Annotated in this window: 17 protein-coding genes; 15 read left to right on the forward strand and 2 right to left on the reverse strand. The window is 50.5% G+C overall.

The window, feature by feature from the left end; genetic code table 11:
• The first annotated feature begins 147 nt into the window (after positions 1–147).
• Genes glgB through C792_RS0105655 form a run of 4 tightly spaced genes read left to right on the forward strand, consistent with a single transcriptional unit; the run spans position 148 to position 5,761 of the window.
• A complete protein-coding gene (gene glgB / locus C792_RS0105640) occupies positions 148–2,076 on the forward strand; it encodes a 1,4-alpha-glucan branching protein GlgB (protein WP_017548479.1) in 1,929 nt (642 codons plus the stop codon).
• A gap of 1 nt (position 2,077) precedes the next feature.
• Entirely contained in the window at positions 2,078–3,235 is a 1,158-nt protein-coding gene (locus tag C792_RS0105645) for a glucose-1-phosphate adenylyltransferase (RefSeq protein WP_017548480.1), read from the forward strand.
• Positions 3,228–4,334: a glucose-1-phosphate adenylyltransferase subunit GlgD gene (gene glgD, locus C792_RS0105650; protein ID WP_017548481.1), complete on the forward strand. Its 1,107-nt coding sequence runs from the start codon at positions 3,228–3,230 to the stop codon at positions 4,332–4,334. The genes C792_RS0105645 and glgD overlap by 8 nt, the downstream gene beginning before the upstream one ends.
• A 20-nt stretch (positions 4,335–4,354) precedes the next feature.
• Positions 4,355–5,761, forward strand: a complete 1,407-nt coding sequence (locus tag C792_RS0105655) for a glycogen synthase (RefSeq protein ID WP_017548482.1) — start codon at positions 4,355–4,357, stop codon at positions 5,759–5,761.
• 102 nt (positions 5,762–5,863) lie between these two features.
• Here the strand turns inward: C792_RS0105655 and C792_RS0105660 are convergent, their stop codons facing one another.
• Positions 5,864–7,561 carry an Rqc2 family fibronectin-binding protein gene (locus tag C792_RS0105660; protein ID WP_017548483.1) on the reverse strand — a complete coding sequence of 566 codons (1,698 nt, stop codon included), beginning with the start codon at positions 7,559–7,561 and terminating at the stop codon, positions 5,864–5,866.
• A 139-nt stretch (positions 7,562–7,700) separates the two neighbouring features.
• Between C792_RS0105660 and gmk the strand changes: the two genes are divergently transcribed.
• The 10 genes from gmk (at position 7,701) to C792_RS0105710 (ending at position 19,554) form a co-directional block, all read left to right on the forward strand.
• Positions 7,701–8,321 carry a guanylate kinase gene (gmk, locus tag C792_RS0105665; protein WP_017548484.1) on the forward strand — a complete coding sequence of 207 codons (621 nt, stop codon included), beginning with the start codon at positions 7,701–7,703 and terminating at the stop codon, positions 8,319–8,321.
• Positions 8,321–8,515 (forward strand): DNA-directed RNA polymerase subunit omega, encoded by a 195-nt coding sequence (gene rpoZ, locus C792_RS0105670; protein ID WP_017548485.1) that lies wholly within the window; start codon positions 8,321–8,323, stop codon positions 8,513–8,515. The genes gmk and rpoZ overlap by 1 nt, the downstream gene beginning before the upstream one ends.
• A gap of 40 nt (positions 8,516–8,555) precedes the next feature.
• Positions 8,556–9,746 (forward strand): bifunctional phosphopantothenoylcysteine decarboxylase/phosphopantothenate--cysteine ligase CoaBC, encoded by a 1,191-nt coding sequence (coaBC, locus tag C792_RS0105675; protein ID WP_017548486.1) that lies wholly within the window; start codon positions 8,556–8,558, stop codon positions 9,744–9,746.
• Positions 9,746–12,124: a primosomal protein N' gene (gene priA, locus C792_RS0105680; protein WP_017548487.1), complete on the forward strand. Its 2,379-nt coding sequence runs from the start codon at positions 9,746–9,748 to the stop codon at positions 12,122–12,124. Before coaBC ends, priA begins: the two co-directional genes overlap by 1 nt.
• Before the next feature lie 12 nt (positions 12,125–12,136).
• Positions 12,137–13,081 carry a methionyl-tRNA formyltransferase gene (gene fmt / locus C792_RS0105685; protein ID WP_017548488.1) on the forward strand — a complete coding sequence of 315 codons (945 nt, stop codon included), beginning with the start codon at positions 12,137–12,139 and terminating at the stop codon, positions 13,079–13,081.
• Positions 13,082–14,383: a 16S rRNA (cytosine(967)-C(5))-methyltransferase RsmB gene (rsmB, locus tag C792_RS0105690; protein ID WP_017548489.1), complete on the forward strand. Its 1,302-nt coding sequence runs from the start codon at positions 13,082–13,084 to the stop codon at positions 14,381–14,383.
• 2 nt (positions 14,384–14,385) lie between these two features.
• Positions 14,386–15,489, forward strand: coding sequence for a dual-specificity RNA methyltransferase RlmN (gene rlmN / locus C792_RS0105695; RefSeq protein ID WP_017548490.1), 1,104 nt, complete (start codon positions 14,386–14,388; stop codon positions 15,487–15,489).
• A 3-nt stretch (positions 15,490–15,492) separates the two neighbouring features.
• Positions 15,493–16,239, forward strand: coding sequence for a Stp1/IreP family PP2C-type Ser/Thr phosphatase (locus tag C792_RS0105700; RefSeq protein WP_017548491.1), 747 nt, complete (start codon positions 15,493–15,495; stop codon positions 16,237–16,239).
• The gene (pknB, locus tag C792_RS0105705) at positions 16,236–18,215 is read left to right on the forward strand and encodes a Stk1 family PASTA domain-containing Ser/Thr kinase (RefSeq protein ID WP_026090249.1); all 1,980 of its coding nucleotides are present in this window, start codon (positions 16,236–16,238) and stop codon (positions 18,213–18,215) included. Before C792_RS0105700 ends, pknB begins: the two co-directional genes overlap by 4 nt.
• Before the next feature lie 67 nt (positions 18,216–18,282).
• On the forward strand, positions 18,283–19,554 hold the full coding sequence (locus C792_RS0105710) for a cytochrome P450 (protein ID WP_017548493.1): 1,272 nt from the start codon (positions 18,283–18,285) through the stop codon (positions 19,552–19,554).
• Between the two features lie 92 nt (positions 19,555–19,646).
• On the opposite strand, the gene C792_RS0105715 is transcribed toward C792_RS0105710, so the two are convergent.
• On the reverse strand, positions 19,647–19,952 hold the full coding sequence (locus tag C792_RS0105715; protein WP_017548494.1) for a rhodanese-like domain-containing protein: 306 nt from the start codon (positions 19,950–19,952) through the stop codon (positions 19,647–19,649).
• Positions 19,953–20,048: 96 nt separating this feature from the next.
• Between C792_RS0105715 and rsgA the strand changes: the two genes are divergently transcribed.
• Positions 20,049–20,915: a ribosome small subunit-dependent GTPase A gene (gene rsgA / locus C792_RS0105720; protein ID WP_017548495.1), complete on the forward strand. Its 867-nt coding sequence runs from the start codon at positions 20,049–20,051 to the stop codon at positions 20,913–20,915.
• Positions 20,916–20,917: the final 2 nt, after the last annotated feature.

Raw genomic sequence — 20,917 nt, forward strand, 5'->3', positions numbered from 1 at the left:
AGGAGAGTATTTTAAACGGAATAATAAAAAATATTAATTTTTTGAAAATTTTGATAGAATTATATTAATACAGGTTTTTTCTTTCTGAACAGTAGTATACTTACGAATAAGGGTATAACTACAGTATAACCGAAAGGGGGGATTTTTTTGAGCATAGATGACTTTGATCTCGACAAATATCTTTTCCATCAGGGGAATCATTACCATGCCTATGAATTTATGGGCGCCCATCCTGAGCCGGAAGGGAAAATACGATTCATCACATGGGCGCCGAAAGCGGATCATGTGCAGCTCGCGTGTGATGTGAATGACTACACCGGCAGGGGCATGGACTTTGAACGGCTGGGAGATAACGGCCTGTGGATATTCAGGAGCGGGGAATTGTCCATCGGTGACACTTACAAATACAGGATCCACTTTGACGGAACTTCCCATCTCAAGTCAGACCCTTACGGCTTCTATCATGAAATTCGGCCGGCTACCGCAAGCATCATCCATGCGGATGAATTCGAATTTACAGATGATGCCTGGCTCAACCGGCGCAGCGGCTCGAATGTCTACCGGTCTCCGATAAGCATATATGAAATGCATATGGGAACGTGGATGAAGCATGAGGTCACCGAAACAGAAGGACTTACAGATGATGAACTGACCGACCTTGCCCATTATTCCTACAGGGAAACGGCAGAGGAGCTGATTCCTTATCTCAGGGAGATGGGATACACCCACGTGGAGTTTCTGCCGCTTACAGAATACCCTTTTGACCTGTCATGGGGATACCAGGTGACGGGTTACTTCTCTGCAACAAGCCGCTACGGTGACCCTGAAGGGCTGAAATTCCTGATCAATGAACTGCACCGGGCGGAGATAGGAGTGATCATGGATTACGTCCCCGCCCATTTTTGCAGGGATGACCATGGCCTGCGTCTGTTTGACGGCACACCAACCTACGAACATCCGGATCCGCGCATTGCGGATAAAAGACAGTGGGGGACGCTGACATTCGACTACGGCCGCCCGGAAATCCAGTCATTCCTCATCTCGGCTGCGATGTTCTGGTTCAGGGAATTCCACGTGGACGGTCTCCGTATAGATGCTGTGCACAGCATGATCGACCTGAACTTTGAAAATCATGAACCGCACGAGAAAATCTACAACAGTGACGGTACAGAGGTTAACAGAGAAGGTGTGAGTTTCCTGAAAAAGCTCAATACGGCGGTCTTCGCTTACGATGAATCACTGCTCATGATGGCGGAGGACTCTTCGGATACACCAATGGTAACCTCGCCTGTGGATGCCGGAGGTCTGGGATTCAACTTCAAATGGGACCTGGGCTGGATGCATGACAGGCTCTCCTATATGGACAAGGATTTCAGCGACAGGGATTATTTCCACAACCGTATGACGTTCTCTCTTGCCTATAAGTACCATGAAAACTATGTACTGCCATTGTCACATGATGAGGTGGTCCATGGAAAAAAATCCATTGTGGGGAAGATGTACGGGGACCAGTGGCAGCAGTTTGCCCAGGCACGTCTCCTGTACGGCAGCCAGGTGTCGGAGCCGGGCAAGCAGCTTTTATTCATGGGACAGGAAATCGGAATGTATCATGAATGGAAGGACAAAGAGCAGGTCGATTGGCATCTGCTGGACTATCCCTATCACCGGACACTGAAAAGATATGTGCAGTCACTGAACGGGCTCTACAGGGCTAATCCCGAATTCTACAGGGCAGATTATGATCCGGACGGGTTCAGGTGGCTCGTTGTCGATGACAAAGTACATTCTGTCTTCAGCTACGTGAGACGGTCGGGTGCGGAATTCAAAGTCTGCATACTGAATTACAGGCCGGTTGCTTACCATGATTTTAAAATTCCAGTACCGTCACCGGGCACGTACAGGGAAGTATTCAACAGTGACAGTACGGAATTTTCCGGTTCCGGTGTAACGAATCCCGGCCGGCATTTCAGCTTCGATGAACACCATATCAGGGAAAATCAGCATATAAAGGTTACGGTGGCACCTCTGGCGTTCCAAGTATTCGAAATAGAAAATAATCCAGATGGAGGTTTTTAATATGACGTCCAAAGTTGTAGCCATGCTTTTGGCCGGAGGAAAGGGAACAAGGCTTGGGGAATTGACAAAAGACCTTGCAAAACCGGCAGTCCCGTTCGGCGGCAAGTACAGGATCATCGACTTTACGATGAGCAACCTGGCCAACTCGGGTATTTCGACGGTCGGAGTGGTGGTGCAGTACTCCCCGCTCATGCTCAATAAACACATCGGTATCGGCAAGCCGTGGGGACTGGAGAGGCAGACCGGTGGTGTCAGTGTACTTGCACCCTTCTCTGATAAGGGGGGAGGTTCATGGTTTTCCGGGACAGCGGATGCCATCGTCAAAAATTTGAAGTATGTCGAACAGTTCGAACCGGATGAGCTGCTGATACTGAGCGGTGATCATGTATATCAGATGGATTATACGAAAATGCTTGACTTCCACAGGTCCAGGGGAGCGGATGCGACAATTTCGGTCATTGAAGTTCCGATGGAGGAAGCGGACCGTTTTGGCATTCTGAATACCAATGAAGACTTCAGCATCTATGAATTTGATGAGAAGCCCGAAAATCCGAAAAACAATCTTGCTTCCATGGGGATCTATATTTTCAGATGGGATATTATAAGGTCATATCTTCTCGAGGATGAAAAGGATGAATTGAGCGATCACGATTTCGGCAAGAATATCATACCGAAAATGCTTTTGGATGAGAGGCGTTTATTCGCCTACAGATTCGTCGGCTACTGGAAGGATGTCGGAACTGTTACCAGTTACTGGGAAGCGAACATGGATCTCCTCAAGGAGGATTTCCAGACGCTGCTCAGGTCCAATTCATGGGCGACTTATCCGAATGAAGAGAACAGGCCGCCGGAATATATAGGAGAGACTGCTGAAGTCACCAATTCGCTGATTTCCTCCGGTTCCTTCATAGAGGGCAGAATCGAAGATTCAGTCCTGTTCACAGGCGTCAGGACATGCGGGGGCACGGAAGTGAAATCTTCCATCATACTGCCTGATGCCGTGATTGGCAATAATGTCATACTGGAGCGGGTCATTGTGACCACCGGACTCAGGGTGCCGGCGGGGACCGTGGTGCGGGCGGCTGGTGATGACCCCGTTGTATTGAGTGAAGGCACTTTGGGAGACTATCTGCATAAGGGGGGCGGAAAAAATGAATAGAGATGTCCTTGGACTGGTGAATCTGCAAGCGGAACAGGATGACCTGGATGAGCTGACATATTTCAGAAGCGGAGGCTCTGTGCCGTTCATGGGAAGATATCGACTGATTGATTTCGCATTGACAAACATGTCTCACTCCGGCATAAAGACTGTCGGTGTATTCGCCGGCAATAAATTCAGATCGCTGCTCGATCATCTGAGCCGCAAGGAGGACTTCGGTTTCGAGGGCAGGAACTCGAGGATATTCATCCTGCCCCCGGATTGGAACGATCCTTCGGACATTTCAGAAGGGGACCTGAGGCACTTCCATAACCACTGGGACCTGTTCGACCGTTTCAAAGGCGACCACGTCATGGTTACGGGCTCGCAGTTCATTACGAACACCAATTGCAGGGGGGCAATCCGGTATCATAAAGAGCAGGATAATGATATCACCTTCATCGCAGAGAGGCGGCCGCAGGAAGACATCCCCGGCGCACCGGCCCTGAAAATCCTGACGGAGGGAGACAGTCTTACCGGTTTCAACAATAGCAGTGATCACAATCATATCTATACGGGTATTTTCATAATCAAAAAGCAGGTACTGCTCGACATAGTGCGCTACTGCATCGACAACTACAAAACGAATCTGTTCCACAACGGCATCCGTGAGCAGCTGGACCGCTTCCGTACCGGCTATTTTGACATTGAAGGGTCGACCTATTATTTCCATAATGTCCAGGCATATTTCAAAAACAGCATGTCGCTGCTCGTCAAGGAGAGGTACCAGGATTTCTTCCATGGCGAAAACCTTGTAAAAACGAAGATCAGTACAAACCCGCCGGCGTTGTACAAGAAGGGCAGTGATGTAAAATCTTCAATTGTCGCCAACGGTGTAGTGATTGAAGGCAAGGTGGAATCCTCGGTCATTTCCAGAAATGCGGCGATTGGAGAAGGGGCAACCGTCAAAAACTCAGTGGTATTTGCGAATTGTTCGATCGGCCGGGGGGCATACCTGGAAAATGTAATATTGGATAAAGGCGTGACTATTACAGAAGACCGCAGACTCATTGGTTCAGAAGATAAACCGTACATCGTTGCGAAGCGGTCCACGATTTAAAAGAAGGAGGCGGCAGTTACATGAAACATGTGCTTTTTGCAGCGAGTGAATGCACTCCGTTTATAAAGTCCGGGGGGCTGGCGGATGTCGCCGGCAGTCTGCCCCAGGCACTGGCAGAACAGGGGATGGGAGTTTCTGTCATACTGCCGCTCTACAAGGAGATCATAGAGTCCGGTTACCGTCCTGATATGGAGGAAGTCATTGTCTTCAGCACCCCGGTAGGCTGGCGCAACCAGTATACGCGAATACTGAAGCTTAATGACCGGGGTGTCGACTACTATTTTGTCGACAATGAATACTATTTCAACCGTGACGGTCTGTACGGCTATGTCGATGACGGCGAGCGATTCATCTTTTTCTCCAGTGCAATCATAGAGTTCATGTACCGCACAGAAGAACATTTCGACGTGCTGCACTGCCATGACTGGCAGACCGGTGCCGCTGTAGCGATCGGCAGCATCAAACGGCCGCATCCTGGGATGAAGACGGTCTATACGATCCATAACATAAAATATCAGGGATGGTTCGAACATTCAGGATTCGGGGAAATGCTCGATCTCGGCATGGAACATTTTGCAGGATTTGAATGGCGCGGGATGATGAACATGATGAAGGCGGCAATCTATCATGCGGATATTATAACGACGGTTTCGCAAACATATGTGGATGAAATTCTTACCCCCTTTTTCGGAGAAGGGCTGGAAACGGTGCTTGCCGACAGGCGCGGCGATCTGTACGGCATCCTCAACGGTCTGGACACAAAGGGCTATGATCCGCTCTCGGATCCTGCCATCAGCTCGCACTTCAGCTCTTCACGCGCCGGCAAACTGGAGAATAAGACAGCCATGCAGGGAGCGCTTGGATTCAAAGTGGATGAACGCATACCGATGTATGGCATCGTCACCCGGCTTGTTGCCCAAAAAGGGCTGGACCTCATCAGACACATCATGCATGGATTTCTTGAATCAGACGTCCAGCTTGTGGTCCTCGGCTCCGGTGATACTGAATATGAAGAGTATTTCAGGTCACTTGAAGCGCGTTTCCCCGGGAAAGTCCACGTTAAAGTCGGTTTCAGTGAACCATTCGCCAGGAGAATCTATGCCTCGGGTGACTTCTTCATCATGCCGAGCCTTTTTGAACCATGCGGTCTCGGCCAGCTGATTGCGATCCGCTATTTGAGTGCGCCGATCGTAAGGGAGACCGGGGGGCTGAAGGACACAGTCATACCGTATGATGAATATGACCATACAGGGAACGGCCTGTCATTTGCCAATTACAATGCGCATGAATTGCTGGACAGGCTCGAGTACAGCCTGAGATTGTACAGGATGCCGGAACATATGGATGCACTGTGCAGGAACATGGCGGCTTCCGACTACAGTTGGGCGGCTTCCGCACAGCACTATGTGGAATTGTATGATAAATGAAGCGGTGCCTCCTCATTGAGAGGGATTGCCTTCGCCAAAGGGGTACCCTGCCAAAAATTAAAAAATACGGACCGTAATCGGCCCGTATATCCATGATGGAGTTCATTTCACTGCCATGCTGTCGACTTTTTTCTTCTCGGGGGTCACGAACACAGTCTGCTGGTCTGTATATGTGACAAATCCGGGTTTGGCCCCGCTGATCTTGTGTACATGCCTGATTTCTGTGAAATCGACGGGTACGGATTCGGATTCCTTCGCCTTTGAGAAGTAGGAGGCAAGCATGGCGGCCTCCAGTATGTCCTGCTCTTCGATCTGACCAGGTGGATGGGTAAGGACGACATGTGAGCCGGGAATGTCTTTTGTATGGAACCACAGGTGGTTGTTCTGTGCTTTCCTCGATGTCAGATAATCGTTCTGCTTGTTGTTCTTGCCCACCAGCACGTCCAGACCATTGGTTGTCCGGAACTGGTGCAGCTGGATATGACGGTTCTTCTTTTTCTTCCCTCTGTTCTTTCTCGCCTTGATGATTCCCTGTTCATACAGTTCGTCACGGATTTCACCGACCTCCTCTTCTGTTGTGATCTCTTCCATCTGATGGAGCAGGTTCGAGAAGTACTCCATATCCATACGCGCCTGGTCGAGCTGCTTTGCCGCCTCGCTTTCACGCTTTTTCAGCTTGTTGTACCTGCTGTAGTATTTCTGGGCATTGTCACTCGGTGAAATATCCGGGTCGAGTGGTATGGTGGCTTCTCCGCCTGTGTAATAGTCGAGAACCGTAACGGAATCCTGGTGTGGCTGCACCTGATGCATGTAGGCGGTGAGCAGTTCCCCGTATTTCTGATGTACATCTTTCTCAGCCGCTTCCCCCAGGTCTCCCTTCAGTTTTTCTATCTTCCGCTCCGTGCGCTCATATTCCCGGCTGATGACATTCAGGTAATCATTCGCCTTCTGCTTGATCAGTGCAGTCTGGTAGCGGTTGTGATAGTAATGGTCCGCGAGCTCAGACAGCGTACCGAAAGTTTCAGAGGGTTCCCCGAGATGCCCAAGGGGTGTATGATAAAATGTCTCGCTGCCGCCCCCCTCATAAAGGGAGGGGCGGATTTCCCCGGCCTTGGCGAGTGTCTCCCTGACTGCCGGCACGATATTCCGTATGTTGAAGTGCCCGGCGTTGTACTCGATTTCCCGGACGAACAACGGACTGAATCCCTCAACGGCGGCAAGGATCTGCCTGCTCACCTTGCCGCTGTTGAAATCAATACGGGAAGGCAGCTTTTCTATTTCCTCCGTCCTCGGATTGAGCTTTTCCGCCGTCGGGGGTGCCTTGTATGCGAACCCCGGCATGATCGTGCGGGCATTGTTGTTTGGTGTCAGGTGCTTGATGCCTTCCAATATATTATATTGTTCATCGGTGATGATGATGTTCGAGTGCCTGCCCATGATCTCGAGGATGAGTATGCGCCCGACGTCATCCCCGATCTCATTGCGGGACTGGATATGGAATTCCACCCGCCGGTCGTTGCCGATCTGCCGGATGCTTTTGATGATGCCGCCTTCGATATGTTTTCTCGCGACGCGCAGGAACATCGGCGGGTCGAACGGGAATTCATACTTCTGATGCGTCAGATGGAAACGTGCATACATCGGGTGTGCACTGATCAGGAGATTATGATTTGCCCGCTGCGAGCGGATTTTGAGTATAAGGGATGTATCATCCATCTGCTGGATCTTATTGATCTTGCCTTTTTCCAATATTGAAAGTTCGTCGGTGAGTGCATGGACAAAGTTGCCGTCAAATGCCATTGGCTGTTCCTCCTGTGATTTGCTATCCTGTATTTTAACATGAAATGGGTGAGTTTGGTCGATGCAGTGATTTTATGATGAATTTCAGGCTTGGATATGATACATTAAGAGATAATCACAAATAGAAAGGTTACGTGTTATGACTTCAGAAAAAGGACTTCTAATTGTTCTTTCCGGACCGTCCGGTGTCGGCAAAGGTACTGTGAGAAAGGCGATTTTCGATCACCCGGATACGGATTTCAAGTACTCGATCTCAATGACAACAAGACAGATGCGTGAAGGGGAAGTGGATGGCATCGACTATTTCTTTAAGACAAGGGAAGAGTTCGAATTGCTCATTGACCAGGACAAGTTTATCGAGTATGCCGAATATGTCGGCAACTACTACGGGACTCCTGTAGAATATGTGGAACAGACAATGGCGGATGGACATGATGTATTCCTGGAAATTGAAGTCGAAGGTGCCAAACAGGTCAGGGAAAAATTCCCGGACGCTCTGTTCATCTTCCTTGCGCCCCCGAATCTTACACAGTTGGAGGAACGGCTCGTCAACCGCGGTACGGATTCACCGGATATCATCAGACACCGGATAGATGAGGCCAAACGTGAGCTGAAACTCATGAACCTGTATGATTATGTTGTGGTGAACGACGATGTCGATGCTGCCCGCCAGCGTGTCCAATGCATCGTGGAAGCATCCCATATGAGGCGTGCACGTGTAGAATCTAAATTAAGAATGCTGCTGGAGGTTAATAATTAATGCTTTACCCATCAATCCATGAACTGAAAAAGAATGTCGATTCCAAATATCTCGTCGTGACCATGGCTGCCAAACGCGCACGACACCTGCAGGATGAACCCGAAGATCTGATTTTGGATGAGTATAAGACACTCAAGACTGTAAGTCGGGCTTTAGAGGAAATCGCAGAAAACAAAGTGACAGAACAACGCTAGCTGACAATTCATTGTCAGCTTTTTTTAAAGAGGTGAGGACATGGCAAATATTGTAATAGGTGTGACAGGCGGCATCGCTGCCTATAAAGCAATCGATCTTACGAGTAAACTGATACAGTCCGGACATGCAGTCCGTGTCGTGCTCACGGATAATGCACTTGAATTCGTAACGCCTCTTGCCTTCCAGGCAATCGGGCGCAATCATGTTTATACGAATACATTCAAAGAGGAAGATCCTTCTGTCATCTCCCATATAAAAATTGGGGAGTGGGCGGATGCAATCGCTGTTGTTCCGGTCACTGCAAATACGATCGGCAAGCTGGCAAACGGGATTTATGACAATATGCTGCTCAATGTACTTGCTGCAAACACGAAACCCGTCATCATGGCCCCCGCCATGAACGTGCATATGTACAACCAGCCGGCCGTCCGCCGCAATATAGAACTGCTTATGGGAGAGGGCTATCATTTCATCGATGCGGAATCGGGTTTCCTTGCCTGCGGCTATAATGCAAAAGGCAGGATGGCAAACGTCCCTGAAATAAAAGCCTATATAGAGGATATGCTGACGGTTGAGAAGACGCTTGAGGGCAAAAAAGTGCTCATCACAGCAGGCCCGACCCGGGAGGCCATCGACCCGATCCGTTATCTGACCAACCATTCCAGCGGCAAGATGGGATATGCGATCGCTGAAGCGGCCTCTGCGCGCGGCGCGGATGTCGTACTCGTCTCAGGCCCGGTCAACCTGCCCGCGCCGCCCGGTGTGACAGTGATCGATGTGGAGTCGACTGCGGATATGTTCGAGGCGGTCAAAAGCCATATGGATTCGGATCTCGGCATTTTCACCGCGGCCGTCAGTGATTTCACACCAAGGGACGTACAGAGTTCCAAAATGAAGAAATCAGAAGATGATGATGAACTGTCCATTGAACTGAAAAAGACAGAGGACATTCTCCAGTATGCAGGGGATCATAAAGGGGATATGTTCGTTGTGGGATTTGCCGCGGAGACTGACAATGTGCGCAAGTACGCCTCAGCCAAACTGGAAAAGAAAAATGCAGACTGCATCGTCATGAATGATGTATCGAACAAAGAGATAGGGATGAACAGTGATGATAACGAGGTCATCATGCTGTTCAGAGACGGTTTTGAACAGCCTTATCCGAAGATGGACAAGCAGGCGCTCGGTGCAGAGATCATCGGTACGGTCGTCAAGAGGTGGCGGGGTTGATGTTTGCTTCAGTAATAGTTGATGTACCGAGTAAAAGCGTCAACCAGGTTTTCGATTACCGGATACCGGAGGGCATGCAGGGCATCGTCAAAGTCGGGCACAGGGTCCTCGTGCCGTTCGGCCGCCGGACGATACAGGGCTATGTGATGAACATGAAGGATACCGCGGATTTCGATCCGTCCAGGATAAAGCCGGTTGCAAGGACATTGGATATCGAGCCGGTTCTGACCGAAGAGATGATCGTGATTGCGAAATATCTTGCGGAATACTACGTCGACCAGTATATCAGTGTCATTGAGACCATCCTTCCCGCCGCGCTGAAGGCAAATTACAAAAAGATCATCCGTCCCACTGCTGATGACAGGGAAGCGGCACAGGCGCTGTCATCGCTTGGTTTTTCAAAAGAAGCGGAAACGCGCCGTCTCACAGCAGAACAGCTGAATATCCTGCGTCCTTACCTGAAATCCGGTGCACTCGCTGAGGAAACGGTGATGACCCAGCATACCCGCAAAAAGACGGCGCTTGGTGTTTATTCGCTGAAAGTGCCGGAACCGAACCTGGGCCGGGCTAAAAAGCAGGCTGAACTGCTTGAGCGCATCGATATGTCATCCGAACCCGTGCTAATCAGAGACCTCAGCGCAGAGGGCTATTCGAATGCCATGGTGAACGCGCTATACAAAAAGGGACTCATCGATAAAGTGGACGTCGAAGTCGAACGCGACCCGTACTCCGGCCGGATCTTTGAGTATGACCGGCCGAAGGTCATGAACGAGGAACAGCAGCATGCCTATGATGAAATCACCGCATCCATGGACACGGAGACTGCAGACACCTTCCTGCTCCATGGCATCACGGGCAGCGGCAAGACGGAAGTCTACCTTCAGGTCATCCAAAAAGTGCTGGAAGGGGGGCAGTCGGCGATCATGCTTGTGCCTGAAATCGCACTGACACCGCAGATGGTGAACCGCTTCAAGATGCGCTTCGGAGATGATGTGGCGGTGCTCCACTCCGGCCTGTCCGCCGGTGAGAAATATGATGAATGGCGCAAGATCAAAGAAGGCCGTGCAAGAGTGTCCGTCGGTGCACGGAGCAGTGTGTTTGCACCGTTTGAGGATGTCGGGGTCATCATCATCGATGAAGAGCACGAAACAACATACAAACAGGGTGACCGGCCGATGTATCATGCGGCAGAGGTTGCGAAATTCAGAAGCCGGCGCCACAGGTGTCCGCTTATCCTCGGTACAGCGACACCGAGCCTCGAAACATATGCAAGAAGTGAAAAAGGCGTATACAGACGCCTTGAGCTCACCGAAAGGGCAGGGGCGAAAGTGCTGCCCGAAGTCCGGGTCGTCGACATGTCGGAAGAGCACCGCACGGGAAACACTTCGATCATATCCAAACAGCTCCATGACGCGATACAGGACCGGATTGAAAAACGGGAGCAGACGGTCCTGCTTTTGAACCGGAGGGGCTATTCGAATTTCCAGATATGCCAGAACTGCGGGCATGTGCCAATGTGCCCGAACTGCGACATATCACTCACATATCACAAGTCCAACAGTTCGCTTCTGTGCCATTACTGTGGCTATGAGTCAGCCGTCAGCAGACAGTGTGACAACTGTTCGGGCACTGATGTGACGTTCCGGGGCACGGGCACCGAGAAAGTGGAGGAGATATTGCGCGATATGTTCGACACCGATGTCGTCAGGATGGACAATGACACCACGCGCCGCAAAGGCATGCACGAGAAGCTGCTGGACCAGTTTGAAAAAGAGGAGATACCAATCTTGCTCGGGACACAGATGATTGCCAAAGGCCTGGACTATCCGAAAGTGACGCTTGTCGGTGTGCTGAATGCGGATACGATGCTCAATCTTCCGGATTTCCGGGCGAATGAAAAGACATTCCAGCTTCTGACCCAGGTATCAGGGCGTGCGGGGCGGCACGAGCTGAGCGGTGAGGTCATCTTCCAGACTTATAATCCATCGCACTATGCGATAGAGCTTGCCCGTCACAATGACTACCGCAGTTTCTATGAAAAGGAAATGGCATTCCGGCGCATGGCACGGTATTCGCCGTTCTATTTCCATGTATTGTTCACGGTTTCCAGTGAAGAGGTGAGGAAGTGCCTGGATGCCACAAGTCATATACACAAAACACTTGCCGGGGCGATGAGTGGACAGTCAATCATTGTCGGTCCCTCACCGAGCCCGATAGAGCGCATAAACCGCCAGCACCGTTTCCAGATACTGCTGAAGTACAAGCGGGAGCCGGCACTGCTTGACATCCTCACCGCATTGGATGAGGAATATCACGAAAAATACAAGAAGGAAGGCGTCTCCCTGAAAATAGATGTCAATCCGCTTGTAATTATGTAGGAGGCACCATTTATGAACGAAACCATCATTTTCATGGGTACACCCGATTTCTCCGTGCCGGTGCTCAGGGCACTGCACGAGAATCATGGAGTCTCCATGGTCATCAGCCAACCGGACAAGCCCGTGGGGCGAAAGCGCATATTGACACCGCCGCCGGTTGCGGCTGCAGCGGAAGGCATGGGCATCCCCCTTTTCCAACCAGAGCGGATCAAGGATTTTGGAGCGGTTGACAAGATAAGGGAAATGAATCCGGACCTCATCATTACTGCAGCATATGGCCAGATACTTCCCAAAGAACTGCTTGACATCCCGCGGCTCGGCGCCGTGAATGTCCATGCCTCACTGCTTCCGCGCCACAGGGGCGGCGCCCCCATCCATCGTGCGATACTCGAAGGAGACCGGGAGAGCGGTGTATCCATCATGTATATGGCCGAAGGACTGGACTCGGGTGATGTCATCAGCCAAAGTGCCGTACAGATCACAGATGATGACAATACGGGCACGCTCCATGACCGTCTGAGCACAATCGGTGCAAAACTGCTGCTTGAGACACTGCCGTCCATATTGGACGGGACGAATGACCGGGCGCCCCAGGACCCGGCGGAAGTGACTGTCAGTCCGAACATCCAAAAGGAAGATGAACGGCTTGACTGGACGCGGGATGCGCGGGCCGTGTTCAACCACATACGGGGCCTGTCACCATGGCCCGGTGCATACACGATGCTTGATGGTAAGCGTCTTAAAATCTACGGTGCACTCAAACCGGCAGGCAGTACATCTGAAATGCCAGGCACCATCACCGGCATTACAGAGCGGGGGTTTACAGTTGCGTGCGGTGATGGCCGGGCTGTGGAAGTGACGGAAGTCCAGCTCTCCGGCAAGAAGAAGTCGCCTGCGCATCATTTTGCAGCAGGAAGACAGGATCTGACCGGCACAGTCATGGGGCAGGTGGATTAGATGAATGTGAGAGAACTTGCACTAAAAGCATATACACGTATTACTGAAGAGGGCGGCTACAGCAACATCGTCCTCAATGACATCATTGGAGAAAATTCGCTGGACCCTTCAGACAGGGGGTTATTGACCGAGATCGTCTATGGTACAATTTCAAAGCGACTGACAATTGAATTCTATATAAAACCCTACATCAGAAAGAAGATCAGGCGCTGGCAGAAAAGCCTGCTGTACCTCTCCGTCTACCAGATAATATGGCTGGAACGCGTGCCGAACTACGCTGTGATCAATGAAGCGGCGGATATCGCCAAATCGATCGGCGGGCCGGGTCATGCCAATGTCATAAACGGCATACTCAGGAATTTCGAACGCAATCCCCTCCGTGACATCAACAGTGTAAAGAAAGATATTTCAAGGCTGTCGATAGAAACCAGCATCCCGCAGTGGATATTGAAACAGTGGGAGGTGCATCATGGCCTGGAGGGGGCGTCTGAGATCGCCCATGCCCTCGAAGCCCATCCTGAAATGTACATCCGCACGAACACATCGCGCATATCCCGCACAGAACTCCTTGAAAGATTGCAGCTTGACGGTCACGATGTAGAAGAGAGCACTCTGCACGCCGATGCGATCAGAGTGCGCGGCGGAGATATACTGCGGTCACCCCTGTACAAGGAAGGAAATTTCAGCATCCAGGATCTGAGTTCGATGCTTGTGAACACCGCACTTGAACCGGAGCCGGACGATACGGTGCTCGACGCCTGCAGCGCACCGGGGGGCAAAGGGCTCCATGCACTTGAAAAGATGCCGGACGGGCATATTGATATGTCGGATATACACGAGCATAAAATTCCGCTGATCAAAGCCCAGGCGAAGCGGCTCGGGCTCACAAATTTCAGCGCATTCCGTGGTGATGCTTCATCCGACGACTATCCCCGGCTGTATGACCGCATCATCGTTGACGCACCATGTTCGGGGCTCGGTGTGATCAGAAGGAAACCGGAAATCAGGTATGAACGCACAGAACAGGATATAGAGCCGCTTGTAGAACTGCAGCTGGAAATACTGAATCACGTTAAAAACTATTTAAAGCCTGGCGGGATACTCGTCTATTCCACATGCACCATCCACCAGATGGAAAATGAAAATGTGGCCTTCACTTTCAAAAAGCAGAATGAAGATATGGAGTTTGATCCATTTACCATCGACGCACTCGGCTTTGAAGGGCACTTCAGACAGATTCTGCCCCAGGAAGCGGGCACCGATGGGTTCTTCATCGCCAGGTTCAGGAAGAAGGAAAAGTAATCATGATAGAAAGACCACCTAAAAAAGAGATCAGGAACTACAAATTGCCGGAATTCGACCAGCCGTCGATCTATTCGCTGTCAAAGGATGAACTGAAAGAGCTTGCAGTGGAATGGGGAGAGGCGGACTACAGAGGGGAGCAGATATTTGAATGGCTCTATGTCCACCGGACGGACCATTTCGACGGGATGCTGAACCTGCCGAAACCGTTCCGTGAAAAGCTTGCTCGAAACTACAACATGGACAGCCTGGAGACCGTGGTGCGGCAGGAAAGCAAAGACGGTACGATGAAGTTTTTATTCCGCCTGAGGGACGGCTATACGATCGAGACCGTCCTGATGCGTCACGACTACGGCAATTCGGTCTGTGTCACAACACAGGTAGGCTGCCGCATCGGCTGCAGCTTCTGCGCTTCGACGCTTGGAGGGTTGAAGCGTAACCTTGAAGCGGGCGAAATCGTTTCCCAGGTACTGAAGATTCAAAAAGCCCTGGATGAAACGGATGAGCGGGTGAGCAGCATCGTCATCATGGGCATCGGGGAGCCGTTTGAGAACTACAACCAGATGATGAAATTCCTCCGCGTCGTCAATCATGACGACGGCCTGAACATCGGCGCGCGCCACATCACCGTATCGACAAGCGGCATCGTGCCGAGGATATATGATTTTGCGGAGGAGGATATCCAGATCAATTTCGCAGTCAGCCTGCATGCTGCAGATAATGAAATACGCAGCAGACTGATGCCTATAAACAGGGCGTATGATATCGATAAGCTGATGGATTCCCTGAAGTACTATCAGCAGGTCACAGGCCGCAGGGTCACATTCGAGTATGGGCTGTTCGGCGGTGTGAACGACCAGCCCCATCATGCGCGGGAATTGAGCGAGCTGATAAAGGATCTGAAATGCCATGTCAACCTGATTCCCGTGAACCATGTACCGGAACGCAATTATGTCCGGACGAGCCGTGATGATATTTTTGAATTTCTTGAAACATTGAACGCATGCGGTGTCAATGCAACTCTCAGGCGCGAACAGGGCACCGACATCGATGCAGCCTGCGGGCAGCTCAGGGCAAAGGAATCAAAAGAAGAGACGGAGGAATGAACCTTGAGAGTAGTTGAAAAGAGCATTTGCGGAAACTTCAGAAGTACGAACGAAGATGTGACCGGTATTTTCCATAATGGTACCGGGCAGCTCCTGATCATGGTTTCTGACGGCATGGGCGGCCACCAGTATGGTGATGTGGCCAGTAAATTCGTGCTGGATGAAATCGGCGAAGCATGGAGAGCGGAAAACCTGCTCGATGTACAGACCGGTGAACAGTATCTGCGCAATCTGGTGATGAAAGTGAACCGCAGCCTGTTCGACTACCAGGAGGAGAACCCTCAGTACCGGGGAATGGGCACGACGCTTGTCCTGGCAGCTTTCATAGATGAGACGATCATCGTGCTGAACGTCGGTGATTCCAGGGCCTATGTCATGAATCCGAGATCCATAGAGCAGGTGACGAAGGACCATTCGTTCGTCAACCTGCTTGTGGATGCAGGCGAAATCACAGCAGAGGAAGCAAAGAGGCATCCGAAGAAAAACATCATCACCAAAGCGATGGGGACAGATCGCCTCATACAGGCGGATGTTTTCAGACTGAGGAACAGGCAGTATGACTATCTGATGGTTGCATCCGACGGACTGACGGATGAGATGGCAACGGATGAGATACACAGCCTGACATATGCATCAGGGAAAGAACTGTCCGACAGGGCGGAGGGAATGGTTCGCAGGGCGGAGAAAAACGGTTCCACTGATAATATCAGCCTTGTCCTGGCCGATCTGAAAGCGAGTGAAACAGAGTGATAGGAAGAGTGGTATCAGAACGCTATAAAATCTTAAAGTACCTGGGCGGCGGCATGAGTTCCGTCTATTTAGCGAGTGATATCATACTGGGCCGCGAAGTGGTCGTCAAGCTGATCAAGGTGGACCATCATGACCGTAACAAGTCTAAAGCACGCTTTCAGCGTGAAGTGGAAAGTACCATCCAGCTGTCCCATCCGAATATAGTGAGTGTACTGGATGTCGATGAATCAGACGAATACCATCTTCTGGTCACAGAAGTGGTGAGGGGGCCGACGCTCAAGGAGTACATACGCGACAATCACCCGATTCCGCTGGATGAGGCTGTAAGGATTGCATTGATGGTGCTCGGGGGCATCAGACACGCGCATCAGGCCGGTATCATCCACAGGGACATCAAACCCCAGAATATTCTGCTGGATGAAGAGCACCGGGTGAAAATCACGGATTTCGGCATTGCCAAGGCCCTGAGTGAAACGCGTATGACGGAGACGAACCAGGTGATGGGCTCTGTACAGTACATTTCCCCTGAACAGGCAAAAGGGCGCCAGACAGATGAGCGGACCGACATCTATTCTTTCGGGGTCGTCCTTTTCGAACTGCTGTCGGGACGGCTTCCATTCGAGGGTGAGACACCGGTATCTGTGGCGCTGAAGCATATTTCCGAACCGGTGCCTGATATTCTTGAGTACCGGGATGTACCCCGCGGCCTGATAAACATCATTTTAAAATGTACCGAAAAGGACCCGTATGACAGGTACAGACACGCCGATGATGTCATAAAGGCAATCGGTGAATACAGGGATAATGATGCCCCGTACACACCTTCTGCTAAAATGGATGATGAAAACACGGTGGTTACATCAGTGGCCGCCCCGGTACAGGCCGGCGCGCCGCCGGAAGAAGAGGAAGCGGACAGAGAAGAAAAGCCCCGGAAGAGACGCCTGTTTTTATTATGGCTGATCCCGATTCTTCTCCTCCTGTCCGCCGGCGGGGTGCTTGCGTCAGCCTTCTGGCCCGAGCAGACCGTGGCCATGCCTGATTTTGAGGATTCCACCATGGGGGAAGCAGAACAGCTGCTTGATGAAAATAATCTGATCAAGGGCGAAGTCAGCGAGGAATATGATGACTCCATAGAAGGGGAACATATCATCAGCACTTCCCCTGGGGCCGGGACAGAAATCGAAGAGGGGACGGCTGTGGATTTTGTCATGAGCCTCGGAGAAGAGCCGTACAAGATGGAGGATTTCACGGGGGAGAACTATGATGATGTCAGCAATGATATCAATTCGCTTGGATTTGGTGCGGTGAACATAGAGGAACAGTATGATGAAAGTGAACCGGGGACGATCCTGTCACAATCCATTGAGCCGGAAGATGAAGTGCATCCCGGCGAAGAGGACTTGATCCTCACAGTGTCACAGGGGCTCGAGCCGATCGAAGTCACCGATTATACAGAAGAGCCGTATGAGACTGCACATGAACAATTGACATCCCAGGGGTTCAATGTCGAAGTTTCCAATGAACTTTACAACGATGATGTGCCGGAGGGCCATATCATCAGCCAGAGCCCGAACTATGGCGACTTCCTTCCAGGTTCGACCATCCAGATGGTTGTATCCCGCGGCCAGGAGCCCGGTGAGAAGCAGTATGTACAAAACATCACGATCCCTTATCTGAAAGAGGAGGGTTCATCCGCAGAGGAAGCTGAAGAAGATCCGTCGGAAGAAGAGTCTTCGGAGAGTGGAAAAGGTGACAAGGAAGAAAACGCTTCAGAAGAGGACTCAGAACCTGAGCCGCAAACTGTTGAAATTTTCATCGAAGACAAGGATAATGACATCAGTACGGCCGCCGACACCTTTGAAATGACTGAAGAAAGAGAGTACAGCATCGATCTGACGATTGAAGAGGGGGAGACGGCTTCCTACAAAGTTGTAATCGACGGTGAGACTGAAATAGAAGATGAGATTCCATATTAGTAATTGTTGGCATTGGGTCAACTGTTTATATATAATGGTATGGAAACTGAAATTTGGAGGAGAGTTTATGGGCACAATTAGCAGAGACAAAGGTCTCGACAACACTCTGAAAGTTATGAAACAGGGCTATCTCTATATGACCAACCAGAGGAAGCGCCTTGGAAGTGAAAATATTTTTGAAACACGGGCACTCGGCGGAAAAAAGATTATTGTCATCAGCGGTAAAGATGCTGCTGAATTGTTCTATGACAACGACAAGATCGAACGTTCCGGCACACTGCCAAAACGTGTCGTGAATACATTGTTCGGTAAAGGGGCAATCCACACGACCACGGGTAAAAAGCATATTGACAGAAAAGCCCTGTTCATGTCCCTCATGACTGAAGGCAACCTGAAGCATCTGAGGGAACTGACACGCAACCATTGGTACATGAATACCCAGAAGATGGAACAGATGGAACAGATCAACATCTACCGTGAGTCCATCGTGCAGCTGACCAAGATCGGGACCAAATGGGCCGGCGTACAGGCACCTGAGGAGAAGATTGAAGAGATTGCGACTGACATGGATGTCATGATCGACTCCTTCAAAGGTCTCGGCGGAAAATTCAAAGGATATAAAGCGTCTGTGGATGCCCGCAAACGTGTTGAGGACTGGCTTGAAGATCAGATCATCCAAACACGCAAAGGCAAAATATTCCCTCCGGAGGGCACTGCACTGTATGAATTCGCCCACTGGGAAGACTATAAAGGAAATCCGATGGATTCCAGGCTCTGCGCAATCGACCTGATGAACACATTCCGCCCGCTCATCGCCATCAACCGCTTTGTTTCATTCGGTCTCCTTGCGATGCATGAGCATCCGATTACGCGGGAGAAGATCAAGTCCGATGATGACTATGCATACATGTTCTCCCAGGAAGTAAGAAGGTTCTATCCGTTCGTTCCTTTCCTGCCTGCCAAAGCAAAAACGGACATACAGTTCGAAGGGCATCCAATTGAAAAGGATACAATGATTGTTCTCGATATATATGGAACGATGCACCGCGAGGACGTATTTGAAAACCCGGATGATTTCTATCCGGAGCGTTTCAGGGACTGGGACGGCAGCCCGTTTGATCTCATACCGCAGGGCGGTGGAGACTATTACACGAACCACCGTTGTGCCGGAGAGTGGATGACGATCATCATCATGGAAGAGACGATGAAATACTTTGCCGGTCGTGTGACCTATGATGTGCCTGAACAGGATCTTACCGTAGACCTTAACAGTATTCCAGGCTATGTGAAAAGCGGATTCATCATTGAAAATCTCCGTGAAGTCGTGGACCGCAAATAATAGGACGGATCAAGGCAGTACCGCACAGGTGCTGCTTTTTTGCATGAAAAAGCCGGGTTCCATATGGAACCCGGCTTTCATGCCTCAAAGTGTCAAATATGGTTGACCGGCCCTTCGTAGGATGACATGCCCCCCAGCACGTTCACAGCCTCGTAACCGTTTTCGAGCAGATAGTTCTGCACGTTTTCACTGCGTTTCCCCGATCGGCAGATGACATAGTATTTCTTGTCCTTATCGAGGCTTGCTAAGGTACTCTCGAAGTTTGACATTGGATAATGGACCGCCCCGGGGATGAATCCTGTTTCCTCGAGCTCCGGCGTTTCCCTGACATCTATGAGGACATTGCCTTCGTTCCTGACTGCATCGCCGACTTTGCTGATATCAATTGTTTCTGCCATTTTAATGCGCCTCCTGATATAGTAATACACTACATATTTTATCATAAAGAATTAAACTGTTATAATAAAGTAAAACAGTCCAAACAGGGGTGAGGTATGATAAAAGGCAGAATCATCAAGGCGTTGAGCGGATTTTATTATGTGGAGAATGACGGTGCCGTCTATGAGACCCGTGCGAGAGGGAAGTTCAGAAAGACGCAGGAGACACCGCTTGTCGGGGATTTCGTAACGTTCCAGATAGAAAATGAAAGCGGCGGCTATATAAATGAAATACATGAGCGGAAAAATTCACTCATCCGTCCGCCGGTGGCGAACATCGACCAGCTCCTCGTGACGATGAGCATGAAATCCCCGGACTTCAACTACTATCTTCTGGACCGTTTCCTCGCCTATGCAGAAGCCCACGATATGGAGCCTGTGATCATCATTACAAAAAAGGACCTTGATGACGATCCGACAAAGCACGAGGAGATCAGGGGGGTATATGCAAACATCTATCCCGTGCATTTCACTGATCAGGAACACATCGGTGAAGACCTGAAAGGGATCTTCCGGGACAGGCTGAGTGTGCTGGCCGGACAATCCGGCGTGGGGAAGTCGACCCTGCTCAATACGCTTGTGCCGGATCTTGGGCTCGGCACGGGTGAGATATCAGGTGCGCTGAACCGCGGCAGGCATACGACACGGCATGTCGAACTCGTCCGTACCGGCGGTGGTCTGATAGCCGATACCCCGGGTTTCAGTACGATAGAATTCACGGATATCGATAAATACAATATCAAGTACTGCTTCCCTGATTTCAATGAGTACAGTACATCATGCAAATTCAGGGAATGCTCCCACATCAATGAGCCAAAATGCGGTGTGAAAGCTGCCGTCGCTTCCGGTGAACTCACCCGGAGCCGTTACAGCAGCTACCTTGCCATCCATCAGGAAATAGAAAACAGAAAAGAGAGGTACTGAAC

This window comes from Salinicoccus carnicancri Crm, assembly GCF_000330705.1.
Taxonomy (GTDB): Bacteria; Bacillota; Bacilli; order Staphylococcales; family Salinicoccaceae; genus Salinicoccus; species Salinicoccus carnicancri.

Excerpts from the sequence above, each read along its gene's own strand:
- C792_RS0105645 (WP_017548480.1), top strand. The coding sequence starts at position 2,078 with ATGACGTCCAAAGTTGTAGCCATGCTTTTGGCCGGAGGAAAGGGAACA.
- glgD (WP_017548481.1), top strand. The coding sequence starts at position 3,228 with ATGAATAGAGATGTCCTTGGACTGGTGAATCTGCAAGCGGAACAGGAT.
- C792_RS0105655 (WP_017548482.1), top strand. The coding sequence starts at position 4,355 with ATGAAACATGTGCTTTTTGCAGCGAGTGAATGCACTCCGTTTATAAAG.
- C792_RS0105660 (WP_017548483.1), bottom strand. The coding sequence starts at position 7,561 with ATGGCATTTGACGGCAACTTTGTCCATGCACTCACCGACGAACTTTCA.
- gmk (WP_017548484.1), top strand. The coding sequence starts at position 7,701 with ATGACTTCAGAAAAAGGACTTCTAATTGTTCTTTCCGGACCGTCCGGT.
- rpoZ (WP_017548485.1), top strand. The coding sequence starts at position 8,321 with ATGCTTTACCCATCAATCCATGAACTGAAAAAGAATGTCGATTCCAAA.
- coaBC (WP_017548486.1), top strand. The coding sequence starts at position 8,556 with ATGGCAAATATTGTAATAGGTGTGACAGGCGGCATCGCTGCCTATAAA.
- priA (WP_017548487.1), top strand. The coding sequence starts at position 9,746 with ATGTTTGCTTCAGTAATAGTTGATGTACCGAGTAAAAGCGTCAACCAG.
- fmt (WP_017548488.1), top strand. The coding sequence starts at position 12,137 with ATGAACGAAACCATCATTTTCATGGGTACACCCGATTTCTCCGTGCCG.
- rsmB (WP_017548489.1), top strand. The coding sequence starts at position 13,082 with ATGAATGTGAGAGAACTTGCACTAAAAGCATATACACGTATTACTGAA.
- rlmN (WP_017548490.1), top strand. The coding sequence starts at position 14,386 with ATGATAGAAAGACCACCTAAAAAAGAGATCAGGAACTACAAATTGCCG.
- C792_RS0105710 (WP_017548493.1), top strand. The coding sequence starts at position 18,283 with ATGGGCACAATTAGCAGAGACAAAGGTCTCGACAACACTCTGAAAGTT.
- C792_RS0105715 (WP_017548494.1), bottom strand. The coding sequence starts at position 19,952 with ATGGCAGAAACAATTGATATCAGCAAAGTCGGCGATGCAGTCAGGAAC.
- rsgA (WP_017548495.1), top strand. The coding sequence starts at position 20,049 with ATGATAAAAGGCAGAATCATCAAGGCGTTGAGCGGATTTTATTATGTG.